This window comes from Flexivirga sp. YIM B11880 (assembly GCF_058148645.1).
In genome coordinates this window covers 133,690-146,266 of record NZ_JBMAMH010000003.1, presented here as the reverse complement: position 1 = coordinate 146,266, position 12,577 = coordinate 133,690, and the positions used below count along the sequence as shown (strand labels likewise).

Annotated in this window: 10 protein-coding genes and 1 riboswitch; of the genes, 5 read left to right on the top strand and 5 right to left on the bottom strand. The window is 68.6% G+C overall.

Annotated elements, in window-relative coordinates; all coding sequences use genetic code 11:
* The first annotated feature begins 24 nt into the window (after positions 1-24).
* On the top strand, positions 25-291 hold the full coding sequence (locus tag ACN8HC_RS06720) for a metal-sensitive transcriptional regulator (RefSeq protein ID WP_490074049.1): 267 nt from the start codon (positions 25-27) through the stop codon (positions 289-291).
* A gap of 334 nt (positions 292-625) precedes the next feature.
* Here the strand turns inward: ACN8HC_RS06720 and ACN8HC_RS06715 are convergent, their stop codons facing one another.
* Positions 626-1,324, bottom strand: a complete 699-nt coding sequence (locus tag ACN8HC_RS06715) for a potassium channel family protein (RefSeq protein ID WP_490074048.1) — start codon at positions 1,322-1,324, stop codon at positions 626-628.
* Positions 1,325-1,361: 37 nt separating this feature from the next.
* A complete protein-coding gene (locus tag ACN8HC_RS06710) occupies positions 1,362-2,024 on the bottom strand; it encodes a potassium channel family protein (protein ID WP_490074047.1) in 663 nt (220 codons plus the stop codon).
* A 58-nt stretch (positions 2,025-2,082) separates the two neighbouring features.
* Between ACN8HC_RS06710 and ACN8HC_RS06705 the strand changes: the two genes are divergently transcribed.
* The 4 genes from ACN8HC_RS06705 to ACN8HC_RS06690 all read left to right on the top strand — a co-directional run bounded on the left by ACN8HC_RS06705 (position 2,083) and on the right by ACN8HC_RS06690 (position 9,736).
* Complete coding sequence (locus tag ACN8HC_RS06705; RefSeq protein ID WP_490074046.1) at positions 2,083-4,086, top strand: APC family permease; 2,004 nt, start codon at positions 2,083-2,085, stop codon at positions 4,084-4,086.
* A complete protein-coding gene (locus ACN8HC_RS06700) occupies positions 4,083-5,333 on the top strand; it encodes a class I SAM-dependent RNA methyltransferase (RefSeq protein WP_490074045.1) in 1,251 nt (416 codons plus the stop codon). Before ACN8HC_RS06705 ends, ACN8HC_RS06700 begins: the two co-directional genes overlap by 4 nt.
* Positions 5,334-5,429: 96 nt before the next feature.
* Complete coding sequence (locus tag ACN8HC_RS06695) at positions 5,430-8,222, top strand: aconitate hydratase (RefSeq protein ID WP_490074044.1); 2,793 nt, start codon at positions 5,430-5,432, stop codon at positions 8,220-8,222.
* 164 nt (positions 8,223-8,386) lie between these two features.
* Positions 8,387-9,736 (top strand): C39 family peptidase, encoded by a 1,350-nt coding sequence (locus ACN8HC_RS06690; protein ID WP_490074043.1) that lies wholly within the window; start codon positions 8,387-8,389, stop codon positions 9,734-9,736.
* 5 nt (positions 9,737-9,741) lie between these two features.
* Here the strand turns inward: ACN8HC_RS06690 and ACN8HC_RS06685 are convergent, their stop codons facing one another.
* The 3 genes from ACN8HC_RS06685 to ACN8HC_RS06675 all read right to left on the bottom strand — a co-directional run bounded on the left by ACN8HC_RS06685 (position 9,742) and on the right by ACN8HC_RS06675 (position 12,472).
* Complete coding sequence (locus tag ACN8HC_RS06685; RefSeq protein ID WP_490074042.1) at positions 9,742-10,440, bottom strand: energy-coupling factor transporter transmembrane component T; 699 nt, start codon at positions 10,438-10,440, stop codon at positions 9,742-9,744.
* Positions 10,437-11,846: an ABC transporter ATP-binding protein gene (locus tag ACN8HC_RS06680; RefSeq protein ID WP_490074041.1), complete on the bottom strand. Its 1,410-nt coding sequence runs from the start codon at positions 11,844-11,846 to the stop codon at positions 10,437-10,439. Before ACN8HC_RS06680 ends, ACN8HC_RS06685 begins: the two co-directional genes overlap by 4 nt.
* On the bottom strand, positions 11,843-12,472 hold the full coding sequence (locus ACN8HC_RS06675) for an ECF transporter S component (RefSeq protein ID WP_490074040.1): 630 nt from the start codon (positions 12,470-12,472) through the stop codon (positions 11,843-11,845). Before ACN8HC_RS06675 ends, ACN8HC_RS06680 begins: the two co-directional genes overlap by 4 nt.
* Positions 12,462-12,567, bottom strand: a riboswitch (TPP riboswitch). (Overlaps the previous gene by 11 nt.)
* Positions 12,568-12,577 lie beyond the last annotated feature (10 nt).

Genomic DNA, 12,577 nt, shown 5'->3' with positions numbered 1-12,577 from the left:
CCGCCTGACCACGAAGGACCACGCATGGTCAACCTCAACGACGCCGACATGGCCCCGGTACTCAACCGGCTGCGGCGCGCCCAAGGTCAACTCGGCGGAGTCATCCGTCTCATCGAGGAAGGACGCGACTGTAAGGACGTCGTCACGCAGCTCGCTGCCGTCAACCGCGCACTGGACCGGGCGGGTTTCGCCATCGTCTCTTCCGGTATGCGCGAGTGCCTCGCATCGCCCGGTGGCATCAGTGCCGATGACCAGGCGACCATGGAGAAGCTCTTCCTCACCCTCGCTTGACGAGGTGGTCACCGGACGGTGGCTTGGCGCGGTGGTGCCTCCGCTTTCGCCACTGAGGGGTGTCGCGGGGCGTGTCCAAAGTGCTCTCGAGCCATGCCATCAGAAACGGCAGGCCTCCGATCACCACAAGGAAGACGACGATCGTGACGACCACGTCGTCTAAGTCCGTCAGGGACATGGCCGCCTCCGGCAACTCGTGGAATGTAAGCACGTCCCCCGACGGGAGTTGTTATAGCCAGTTCGGTCGGAGGACAAACTCAGCTCAGCAGCGTCCCCGGATCCGGGCGGGAGGGTGGCAATGACGAAGAGGCGGTCCCGTCCGAGGAGAGCTACCTCATTCTCCGGCGGGGGAGTGCGTGCGGATCTCCTCCGCCGGGCGCCCGGTCAGCACGGCGCCGAGCTGCTGCTCGGCCTCCGGGGTCGCGAGCAGCAGCAGCTCGTCGAGCGCCTCGATCGCGTCGTACGGCGTGGGAGGGATCGGGACATTGTCGCGGATGATGCCGACCAGGACACACTCAGCGGGCAGCTGGAGCTGGCTGACCGCGACGCCGACGTTGGGGCTGTCGACCGGCACCGTGATCTCGACCATCGTCGCCTTGCCCTGCTGGAACTGGAAGAGACGCACCAGGTCGCCGACGCTCACCGCCTCCTCGACCAGTGCCGTCATCAGCCGAGGCGTCGACACCGCGACGTCGACGCCCCACGCCTCGTCGAACATCCACTCGTTCTTGGGGTTGTTGACCCGGGCGACGGTGCGGTTGATGCCGAACTCGGTCTTGGCGAGCAGCGACACGACCAGGTTCACCTTGTCGTCGCCGGTCGCGCACACGACCACCTCGCAGGACTGCAGGTCGGCCTCGCGCAGGGTCGCCATCTCGCACGCGTCGGCCAGCAGCCAGGACGCCTCCGGGACCGAGCTGGAGCGGGACTCCTCGGCATACTTGTCGATGATCAGCACCTGATGATCGCGCAGGATCAGCTCCCGCGCGATCGAGCGGCCGACACTTCCCGCACCGACGACAACAACTCGCATCTGACGAATCTCCTTGTGGCTGCAGTTGTTTCGAAGGTCAGTCGGCCGGCTTGGCGGATTTGAGGAGTGCCTCGATCCGCTGCACTCGCTCACTCGGCATGGTGAGGTGCAGCAGATCGCCCTCCTGATAGACCGAGTCGGTCTCCGGCATCATGCCGTCACCGAGCCGCGTGAGGTAGGCGACGCGGGCACCGGTCTCCTCCTCGATCCGGCGCAACGGCGTGCCGATCCACGTCGGGTGCGGCGGGATCTCGGCGATGACCACCTTGCCGCTGCTGTCCGTGTGCACCGGGAGCGCGCCCATCGGCAGGATCTTGCGCAGGATCTGGTCGCTGGTCCAGCGCACCGTGGCCACGGTCGGTATGCCGAGCCGCTCGTAGACCTCCGCGCGGCCCGGGTCGTAGATGCGCGCCACGACGTTCTGTATGTCGAACGTCTCCCGCGCGACCCGAGCGGCCAGGATGTTGGAGTTGTCACCGCTGCTCACGGCGGCGAACGCATCCGCGCCCTTGATGCCGGCGCGGATCAGGGTTTCGCGGTCGAAACCGATGCCCGAGACCCGGCGCCCCTCGAAGGTCGGCCCGAGCCGCCGGAAGGCGGCCTCGTCCTGGTCGATGACCGCGACCTCCTGGCCGTGCTTCTCCAGGCTCAGCGCGAGCATGGCGCCGACTCGACCACAACCCATGATCACGAAGTACACAAGGCGAAACGCTACCGGAGGTTCGGGACCGTGCTACGCGCCCCTACACTTGCGCGTTGTGTCTGGGACCGGTCGCGCAGTCAAGCGCCTCGTCGTGGGTCGCGCCATGCGCAGCGACAAACTGGGCGAGACGTTGTTGCCCAAGAAGCTGGCGCTCCCGATCTTTGCCAGCGACGCGCTGTCGTCCGTCGCCTACGCGCCCGACGAGATCCTGCTGACGCTCGGCACGGCGGGCGGCTCCTTCGCCTTCACCCATTCCTGGCAGATCACCCTCGCCGTCGTTTGTGTGATGGCGGTGGTCGTCGCGTCATACCGGCAGAACGTGCACGCCTACCCGTCCGGCGGCGGCGACTACGAGGTCGCCACCACCAACCTCGGCCCCAAGGCCGGACTCACGGTGGCGTCCGCATTGCTCGTCGACTACACGCTGACCGTGGCGGTGTCGATCTCGTCCGGTGTGCAGAACGCCGCCTCCGCCATCCCGTTCCTGCACGGCCACGAGGTGATCGTGGCCGTGGCGCTGATCGTTGCCCTCACCGCCATGAACCTGCGCGGCGTGCGGGAGTCGGGCACGTTCTTCGCCATACCCGTCTATCTCTTCATGCTCGGCGTCATCGGGCTCGCCATCGTCGGCGTGGCCCGCAAGCTCGCCGGTGACCTGCCGATGTCGGAGAGCGCGAAATTCACGCTCGCGCCGCAGCCGCACATGGACACGCTGTCCCAGATCGCGCTCATCTTCCTGTTGCTGCGCGCGTTCTCCAGCGGCTGTGCGGCCCTCACCGGTGTGGAGGCGATCTCCAACGGCGTGCCGGCCTTCAAGAAGCCGAAGAGCAAGAACGCCGCGACGACGCTGCTGCTGATGGGCTCGATCTCGGTGGTCATGCTCGTGTCGATCGTGACGCTGGCCAACTGGACCGGCATACACATCCAGGACCCCGACCATCCGGGCAACCTGTTGCTGCACGGCAGACCGGTGACCGGCTACAACGAGGACACCGTGCTCGGGCAACTCGCGCACGCCGTCTTCCACGGCTTCCTGCCCGGCATCGTCTTCGTCTCGATCGTCACCGGCATCATCCTGGTGCTGGCGGCCAACACCGCGTTCAACGGTTTCCCCGTGCTCGCGTCGATCCTCGCGCGCGACGGCTGGCTGCCCCGTCAGCTGCACACCCGTGGTGACCGGCTGGCCTACTCCAACGGCATCATCATTCTCGCCGGGGTCGCCGTCCTGCTGGTCGTCGTGTACAAGGCGGAGCCGACCCGGCTGATCCAGCTCTACATCGTCGGCGTCTTCGTGTCCTTCACCACCAGTCAGATCGGCATGATCCGGCACTGGAACCGCAACCTGAAGTCGGACGACCCGTCCACCACGCCGGCCCGGATGAAGCGCGCTCGTGTCATCAACGCGATCGGCGCGGCGATGTCCGGCACGGTGCTCGTGGTGGTGCTGCTGACCAAGTTCCTCCACGGCGCCGGGTATGCCGTCGCCGCCATGGTGGTGCTCTTCGCGCTGATGGTGCAGATCCGGCGGCACTACAGCCGGGTCAGCGAGGAGCTGCGGATCGCGGAGACGGACGACGACCAGCTGCTGCCGTCGCGGGTTCATGCGATCGTGCTGGTGTCCAAGCTGCACAAACCGGCGATGCGGGCGCTCGCCTACGCGCGTGCCACCCGGCCGTCGGTGCTCGAGGCCGTCACGGTCGAGGTCGACCCGGAGGAGACGAAGGCCCTCCAGGCGGAGTGGGACCGACGCGAGATCCCGGTGACGCTGAAGATCATCGCCTCGCCCTACCGGGAGATCACCCGGCCGATCATCAAGTACGTCAAGACGATCCGGCGGGACAGCCCGCGCGACGTGGTGATGGTCTACATCCCCGAATACGTCGTCGGCAAGTGGTACGAGCAGCTGCTGCACAACCAGTCGGCGCTCCGGCTGAAGTCGCGTCTGCTGTTCACGCCCGGCGTCATGGTCGCCAGCGTCCCGTGGCAACTGCGGTCCAGTGAGGGTCACGAGCTGCGGTACGAAGGGCCGGCGCCCGGCTCTGTGCGGCGGGGTCAATGAGCGCCGACCGCAAGCAGCGCGGCGACTCGCTGGTCGGCGACGAGTTCGAGGTCACCGTCGGCGACGTCGCGCACGGCGGGCACTGCGTGGCCCGGCACGAGGGCCGGGTCGTGTTCGTCCGGCATGCGCTGCCGGGGGAGCGGGTCGTGGTCCGAGTGACCGACGGCGGCACCGACTCGCGCTTCCTGCGCGCGGACGCGATCAAGGTCCTGCAGCCTTCCCCCGAACGCCATTCTGCGCCGTGCCGATTCGCCGGTCCCGGTGCGTGCGGTGGGTGCGACTGGCAGCACACGTCGGCAGCGTTCGGCCGGGAGCTGAAGGGCCGCGTGGTGCGCGAGCAGCTGCGTCGGCTCGCCGGGCTCGATTGGTCCGGCGTGGTCGAGCCGGTGCCGGGCGACGAGGAGGGGCTCCGGTGGCGCACCCGAGTGGAGTTCTCCGTCACGCCCGACGGACGGCTCGGGTTGCGCAAGCACCGCTCGCACGACGTCGTCCCGATCGACGACTGCCTGATCGCCGTGCCCGAGGTGGCTGCGACCGGTCTGCTGACCGAGCGGGTCGATGCCGGCGTCAGAGGCGTGGACGTCGCGGTCGGGAGCGACGCGGAGGTGCTCGCGGTGGACCTCCCCGCCGGTCCCGAGGTGCCGAATGTCGTGGAACGGGTGGCGGTTGCGGCGTACGGCGCGCGCGATTTCGAGGTGTCGGCACGCGGTTTCTGGCAGGTGCACCCGGGCGCCGCGGCGACATTCGTGGGCGCGGCGCTGGACGGTCTGCAGCCGCGGCCCGGGGAGCAGGTGCTGGATCTGTATGCCGGGGTCGGCGTCTTCACCGCCTTCCTCGCCGATGCGGTCGGTCCGACCGGGCGGGTTCTCGGGCTGGAGGGTGACGCCCGTGCCGTCGCCGACGGCCAGGCCAATCTCGCCGACCTCCCGCCGGCGTCGCTCGTACGCTCCGCCATCGGGCGCGGCGATTGGACCGCCGTGGTGGACGAGCAGCTGGATCGCGTCGATCTCGTCGTGCTCGACCCGCCACGGTCCGGAGCCGGGCGTGCGGTGATCGGCCAGGTGCTGGCCCGGCAGCCGCGGCAGGCGGCATACATCGCGTGTGACCCGGCGGCGCTGGCGCGTGACCTCTCCTACGCGGCCAAGGCGGGGTACCGTCCGGCGTCGATCCGCGCGTTCGACGCTTTCCCGATGACCCACCACGTGGAGTGCGTGGCGATACTGGAACCTGCGAGCGGACCGGGTTAGGCGCACCTTCGCTGTCACGGCGGCGACGGCTGTGGTTAGCTTATCTTGACGTCAAGATAAAGCCGTCCGTGAGTGAACAGAGACGAAGGAGTCGGCGTGGGCAGCAGCAATAGTTTCGGAGCGAAGGACACGCTCGCCGTGGGCGAGAAGTCCTACGAGATCTACCGTCTGGACACGGTCGAGGGCAGTCAGAACCTGCCGTTCAGCCTGAAGGTGCTGCTCGAGTGCCTCCTGCGCACCGAGGACGGCGCCAACATCACCCAGGACCACATCAACGCACTCGGCCAGTGGGACGAGACCGCGACGCCGAGCACCGAGATCCAGTTCACCCCCGCGCGCGTGATCATGCAGGACTTCACCGGTGTGCCGTGCGTCGTCGACCTGGCGACCATGCGCGAAGCCGTGCGAGACCTGGGCGGCGACGCCAGCAAGATCAACCCGCTGGCACCCGCCGAGCTGGTCATCGACCACTCGGTCATCATCGACGTGTTCGGCCGTCCGGACGCGTTCCAGAAGAACGTCGAGATCGAATACGGCCGCAACCGCGAGCGCTACCAGTTCCTGCGCTGGGGCCAGACGGCGTTCGACGACTTCAAGGTCGTGCCGCCGGGCACCGGCATCGTGCACCAGGTCAACATCGAGCACCTGGCGCGCGGCGTGATGACGCGCGAGACGGCGGACGGCGTCGTGCAGGCCTACCCGGACAGCTGTGTCGGCACCGACAGCCACACCACCATGGTCAACGGCCTGGGCGTGCTCGGCTGGGGCGTGGGCGGCATCGAGGCCGAGGCCGCGATGCTCGGTCAGCCGGTCTCGATGCTCATCCCACGCGTCGTCGGCTTCAAGCTGACCGGCGAAATCCCCTCGGGCGCGACGGCAACCGACGTCGTGCTGACCATCACCGAGATGCTGCGTGAGCACGGTGTGGTCGGCAAGTTCGTGGAGTTCTACGGCGACGGCGTCGCATCCGTGCCGCTCGCGAACCGCGCGACCATCGGCAACATGAGCCCGGAGTTCGGCTCCACCTGCGCGATCTTCCCGGTCGACGACGTGACGCTCGACTACCTGCGCCTCACCGGTCGCCCGGACGATCAAGTCGCGCTCGTCGAGGCCTACGCCAAGGAGCAGGGCCTCTGGCACGACCCGAGCGTCGAGCCGCGCTTCTCCGAGAAGCTCGAGCTGGACCTCTCCACCGTCGTGCCGTCGATAGCCGGGCCGAAGCGGCCGCAGGACCGCATCGCGTTGTCGGCGTCCAAGGACTCGTTCCGCAAGGTGCTGCCCACTTACGTGTCTCATCACGAGGGCGACGCCGGCACCGCCTCCAGCTTCCCGGCCAGCGACCCGACCCCCGAGGGCACCCGCGAGGGGCAGAACGGTGGCAGCCGGCCGGCGGACGAGGGCACGGGTATCGACCGCCCGAGCCGGAAGGTGCCGGTCACCCTGGCCGACGGGCGCACTTTCGAGATCGACCACGGCATCGTGGCGATCGCCTCCATCACCAGCTGCACCAACACCTCGAACCCTTCGGTGATGATGGCCGCGGGCCTGCTGGCCAAGAACGCCGTCGAGAAGGGCCTGACGGTGCCGCCGTGGGTCAAGACCTCGGTGGCGCCCGGTTCGCAGGTCGTGACCGGCTACTTCGACAAGGCCGGGGTGTGGCCCTACCTGGAGAAGCTCGGCTTCTACCTGGTCGGTTACGGCTGCACCACCTGCATCGGCAACTCCGGCCCGCTGGACGAGGAGATCTCGCAGGCCGTGCAGGACAACGATCTGGCGGTCACCGCGGTGTTGTCGGGCAACCGCAACTTCGAGGGCCGGATCAGCCCCGACGTGAAGATGAACTACCTCGCGTCGCCGCCGCTCGTCATCGCCTACGCGCTCGCGGGCACGATGGACTTCGACTTCGAGAGCGACCCGCTCGGTCAGGATCAGGAGGGCAACGACGTCTTCCTCCGGGACATCTGGCCCAACGCGGCGGACGTCGAGGCGACGATCGCCACCTCGATGGATCGCGACATGTTCATCAAGGACTACGCGGACGTCTTCGCCGGTGACGAGCGGTGGCAGTCACTGCCGACACCCGAGGGAGACATCTTCGAGTGGGACGCCGAGTCGACATACGTCCGCAAGCCTCCGTACTTCGAGGGCATGGGCAAGACTCCCGAGCCGGTCGAGGACATCCACGGTGCCCGCGTGCTCGCCAAGCTCGGCGACTCGGTCACGACCGACCACATCAGCCCCGCGGGGTCGATCAAGGCGGACAGCCCGGCAGGCAAGTACCTCGGCGAGCACGGCATCGAGCGCAAGGACTTCAACTCCTACGGGTCGCGCCGTGGCAACCACGAGGTGATGGTGCGCGGCACCTTCGCCAACATCAGGCTGCGCAACCAGCTGCTGGACGACGTCGAGGGCGGCTTCACCCGCGACTTCACGCGCGGTGGCGAGCAGACGACGATCTTCGATGCCGCGCAGAACTACGAGAAGGCCGGCATCCCGCTGGTCGTGCTCGCCGGCAAGGAATACGGCACCGGCAGCTCGCGTGACTGGGCCGCCAAGGGCACCGTGCTGCTCGGCGTGCGTGCGGTGATCGCCGAGTCGTTCGAGCGGATCCACCGCTCCAACCTGATCGGCATGGGCGTGCTCCCGCTGCAGTTCCCCGAGGGGGAGAGCGTCGAGTCGCTCGGGCTGGACGGCACCGAGACGTTCGACTTCGACGGCGTCACGGCCCTCAACGAGGGCATCCCGTCGACGATTCACGTCACCGCCACCAAGGAGGACGGCACGAAGGCGGAGTTCGACGCGGTGGTCCGCATCGACACACCCGGTGAGGCCGACTACTACCGCAACGGCGGCATCCTGCAGTACGTCCTGCGGTCCCTGGTGGACTGACGGTTCGCCTCTGACGAAGAGCCCCACGCACTTCCGGTGCGTGGGGCTCTTCCGTTGCCACCGCCGATGAAAACAATTCGCGCGGATTCGCCAACTACGCACTTCGTTTACGCCACACTGGTAAGGACCCATCCGTCCACCCGCGGCTCGAAGGAGTCCGTCCCATGTCCGACCGTTCCGGGTTGATCAGCACCGAACATCTGCCAACGCCGAACCGTCGCCAGGTGCTGCTGGGTAGTGCGGCGGTGAGCGGCACGCTGCTCTTCGGGGCACCGGTTGCGTCCGCGGCCACCGCCGGAGCCGCGGACGCGGCCGACCGGCACATCCGCTACCACCGCTTCTCCGGCGCGCGGGCGTGGGCGCACGGTCACGGCGAGGGCATCCACTTCGATGAGCACGGGCTGCGGATCTTACGACCGGCCGGCACCCGCGCATTCGCAGATCCCACCATCGAAAACGCCCCGACCAAGCTGTATGACGTCAGCACGTGGACCGCTCCCTGGCGGACCAACGGCTTCGGGCTGACCGAGCTCATCTCGTCCTGGAACGCCGACACGCCGAACGGCACCTGGATCGAGGTCAACGTCCGCGGCCACGCCGAGGACGGCACGCTCACCGACTGGTTCGTGCTCGGCCGGTGGTGCAGCAACGACGTCGCGCAGGGTGGCGCCATCCAGCGGCAGTCCCTGGACGGGCAGGGCACGGACTACGCGACCGTGTGGACCGACACGCTGCACCTGTACGGCGACCACACCTTCACCGACTTCCAGTTGCGGGTGCAGCTGCTGCGGTTGCACGGCACCTCGTCGACCCCGACCGTGCGGTTCCTCGGCGCGGTTTCGTCGGCGCTCCCGGACGACCCGAAGGTGCCGGTGAGCGCCTTCACCCTCGGTCGGGAAGTGATCCTGGACGTGCCGACCTTCTCCCAGGAGACCCATGTCGGGCAGTACCCGCAGTGGGACAACGGGGGAGAGGCGTGGTGCTCGCCGACGTCCTCGGCGATGGTGCTGGCCTGGTGGAAGCGGGGGCCGAGCGCGGCCGACCTGTCCTGGGTCGATCCGTCATACAGCGACCCGCAGGTGGACTACGCGGCGCGCAACACCTACGACTACGTCTACGAGGGGTGCGGCAACTGGCCGTTCAACACGGCATACACCTCGCGGTTCGGGCTGGGAGGCTTCGTCACCCGGCTGCGCAACCTCGCCGAGGCGGAGCCGTTCATCGCCGCAGGGATGCCGGTGATCACGTCCGTCTCGTTCAAGAGTTCCGAGCTGGACGGCGCCGGCTACTCCACCAACGGCCACCTCATGGTGCTGGTCGGCTTCACCGCCGACGGCGACCCGGTGATGAACGACCCCGCGTCGCACCTGATCCCGGACGACAAGCAGGTACGCGTCACCTACCAGCGCGAGCAGTTCGAGAACGTCTGGGTACCGCACAGCGGTGGGACGGTCTACGTCAACCACCCGGCGTCCGTCCGGCTGCCACGGCCCCCGCGCGAGGCCAACTGGTAAGCCCCTCAGGCCGACTGCAGCGCCAGCGGAAGCACGATCGTCACCAGCAGCGCCACGACCACGATCGCCGTGTCGCTGCGCCGCCAGGTCGACGGCATCGCCCAGGTGCGGTGCCGTGCGGTGGCGAAGCCCCGTGAGTCCATTGCGAGCGACAGCTGGGTGGCACCGCGCATGGCGGTGACGAGCAGCCCGAAGGTGAGAGGCGCCACCGACGCCGCGCGGGCGAGCGGGTCGCGGGACGGGCCGAAGCCGCGGATCCGGCGGGTGCGCTGCAGTTGACCCCAGGTGTCGCCGAGCTGGTCGAAACGGGTCAGCGATGCGGTGAACGCACCGACGAATCGCGCTGGCAATCGGAGGTTCTGGGCGAGCGCGTCACCGAATCGTGCGGGGTCGATGAACGCTGCCACGATCACGCCCGGTATGGCGAGCACGAGGATCTTGCCGCCGGCGATCGTCGCGGCGCCGGTGTCGTGCCCGCCGAGCAGCCAGCTGGACCACCAGAGCGAGACGGCCGCGAATCCCACCGCCACGAGACGCCACAGCAGCCGTCGCCAGCTGGGCACGAACAACACGGCCAGCATGACGTAGGCCGCCACGACCACGACCGCGGTCGATGCGGCACGCACGAAGAACGAACCGAGGACAGCGGTGAGACCGAAGCACAGCAGCGCGAGCGGATTCGCCTGGAACATGACGCTTTTCATGCCACTCGTCCGTTCTCGAGACGAACGATCGACGAGGAGTGCGCGGTCAGCGAGTCGTCATGGGTGGCGACGCCGACGGTGGCGCCGGCGTCGCGCGCGGCGGTGGCCCAGCCGGCGACGGCTGCCCAGGTATGACGGTCCTGGCCCACCGTCGGCTCGTCGAGCAGCACCACGCCGGGTCGGTGCGCCAGCGCTGCCAGGACCGCGAGCCGCCGCTGTTCACCGCCGGAAAGATGGTGTGGGTTGGCGGCAGACAGCTGATCCAGCCGCATGAGTTCGAGGAGGTCGTCGACCGCCACGGTACGACCGAGTCGGGTTGCGGTGCAGGCCACTTCGTCACGCACCGTGCTGCGCAGGAAGCCATGCTCCGGGTTCTGCGGTACGAACCCGGCGACAGCGGCCAGATCTCTGGACCGACGGCGGTGCAGCGGTGGTGTCGCGCCCTGGATGACGCCGGCACTGGGCTGCAGGACGCCGGCGAAGGCGGCCAGGAGGGTCGACTTCCCGGCGCCGGAGGGGCCGACCAGCGCGGTGAGTTCGCCGTCCCCGAGGCGGGCGTTCACCTCGGTGAGAGCGGTATGACGCCTCGTGCCCTGCAAAGTCCGCAGGGTCAGCTCGACGCTCAGCGCATCGGCCTTCAAGGTCGGAGCCGGGCAGACCGGTGTCACCCAGGACGGATCGAGCGAGATCGGTTGCGGGTCGGGCGCTTCCGGCATCCAGACGCCGGCGCGGAGCATTCGTTCGTGGTGCTCGGTGACGAATGCTGCGGGGGTGGTGTCGGCGATGATCTGCCCGCGCTCCAGCACGACCACCCGGTCACAGTCCGGGAGCCACGGGCCGATCCGGTGCTCCACGATGACCGTCGTTGCGCCGGTCGTGCGCGCGGCGTCGAGCACGCAGCGTCGCACCTGGTCGGCCGTCTCGTCGTCCAGCATCGAGGTCGGTTCGTCGAGCAGCAGCAGGCCGGGCCGGATCGCGAGCACACCGGCCAGCGCGACACGCTGCAACTCGCCGCCGGAGAGCGCGGAGATGGGCCGACTGACGTCATACGACAATCCGACCTGGGCGAGGCCGTCGCGCACGCGTCGCCAGATCTCGTCGCGGGGGACCGCCAGATTCTCCGGGCCGAACGCGACCTCGCGCCCGATCGTCGTGGCCACTACCGCATCGGCTGGGTTCTGCAGCAGCAATCCACACGCGCCGTCGACCTCGACCGAGCCGCGCTGCTCCCCGGGCACGGCCTCCCCGAGCAGCCCGGCGAGCGCGCGCAACACGGTCGATTTGCCCGCCCCGCTCCCGCCGGCGAGCAGGGTGATCTCGCCGGGGGCGAAGCTCAGGTCGAGGTCACTGATGACCTCCTCGCGCCGCCCCAGCGGGCGCCAGCCGAAGCCGCGGAGTGCGCTCACACCGCGTGGCGGGCGTGGTGCTCACGACCCGCGCCGAAAGCGTCCAGCACACCGGTGCCGGCGAGGGCCCGCACCAGCAGCCAGCCGAGCACGCCGGCCAGCACGGCGCCGGAGAGCATCGTGCAGCCGAGGTAGGCCAGCTTGTAGTTCCAGGTCCAGGCGGCGTAGTAGGCGTGCCACTCGTAGAAGATCTCGAAGGCCGCGGCGAGTGCTCCGCCGAGCGCCGCCACGACGACGCCGAAACGCTTGTAGAGGACCAGCGCCAGGACGACCTCGACGCCGAGGCCCTGCAGCAGGCCGGAGATCATCGTGCTGGATCCCCACTGGTTGCCGATCAGCATCTCGACGACCGAGCCGATGAACTCGGCGGCCAGCGCGGCGCCGGGCTTGCGCACGATCAGTCCGCCGAGCACGCCCCCGATCAGCCACGGGCCGGAAAGCAGCCCGAGCAACGGCGGGGCGGTGAAGAGGGCGAGTGTGCTGATGCCGTTCCACGCCTGGTCCCAGGCCCAGAAGATGACGCCGGACGCAACGCCCAGCGTTGCCACCGTCACCAGGTCGATGGTGCGGTAGCGGAGCAAAGAAGCGATGGGCGCCCGTTCGCCGGGCGCGCTGACAGTAGCCATGATGACTCCCTTCGCCGGTGCTAACCGGAGCAGGTTCAAGGGTCTGCGGCGGGGGGCCGCACTCTCAGCGCCGAAGCGCTCCCCTGTCGGTGATGTTGTCCTTCC

Excerpts from the sequence above, each read along its gene's own strand:
- ACN8HC_RS06720 (WP_490074049.1), top strand. The coding sequence starts at position 25 with ATGGTCAACCTCAACGACGCCGACATGGCCCCGGTACTCAACCGGCTG.
- ACN8HC_RS06715 (WP_490074048.1), bottom strand. The coding sequence starts at position 1,324 with ATGCGAGTTGTTGTCGTCGGTGCGGGAAGTGTCGGCCGCTCGATCGCG.
- ACN8HC_RS06700 (WP_490074045.1), top strand. The coding sequence starts at position 4,083 with ATGAGCGCCGACCGCAAGCAGCGCGGCGACTCGCTGGTCGGCGACGAG.
- ACN8HC_RS06690 (WP_490074043.1), top strand. The coding sequence starts at position 8,387 with ATGTCCGACCGTTCCGGGTTGATCAGCACCGAACATCTGCCAACGCCG.
- ACN8HC_RS06685 (WP_490074042.1), bottom strand. The coding sequence starts at position 10,440 with ATGAAAAGCGTCATGTTCCAGGCGAATCCGCTCGCGCTGCTGTGCTTC.
- ACN8HC_RS06675 (WP_490074040.1), bottom strand. The coding sequence starts at position 12,472 with ATGGCTACTGTCAGCGCGCCCGGCGAACGGGCGCCCATCGCTTCTTTG.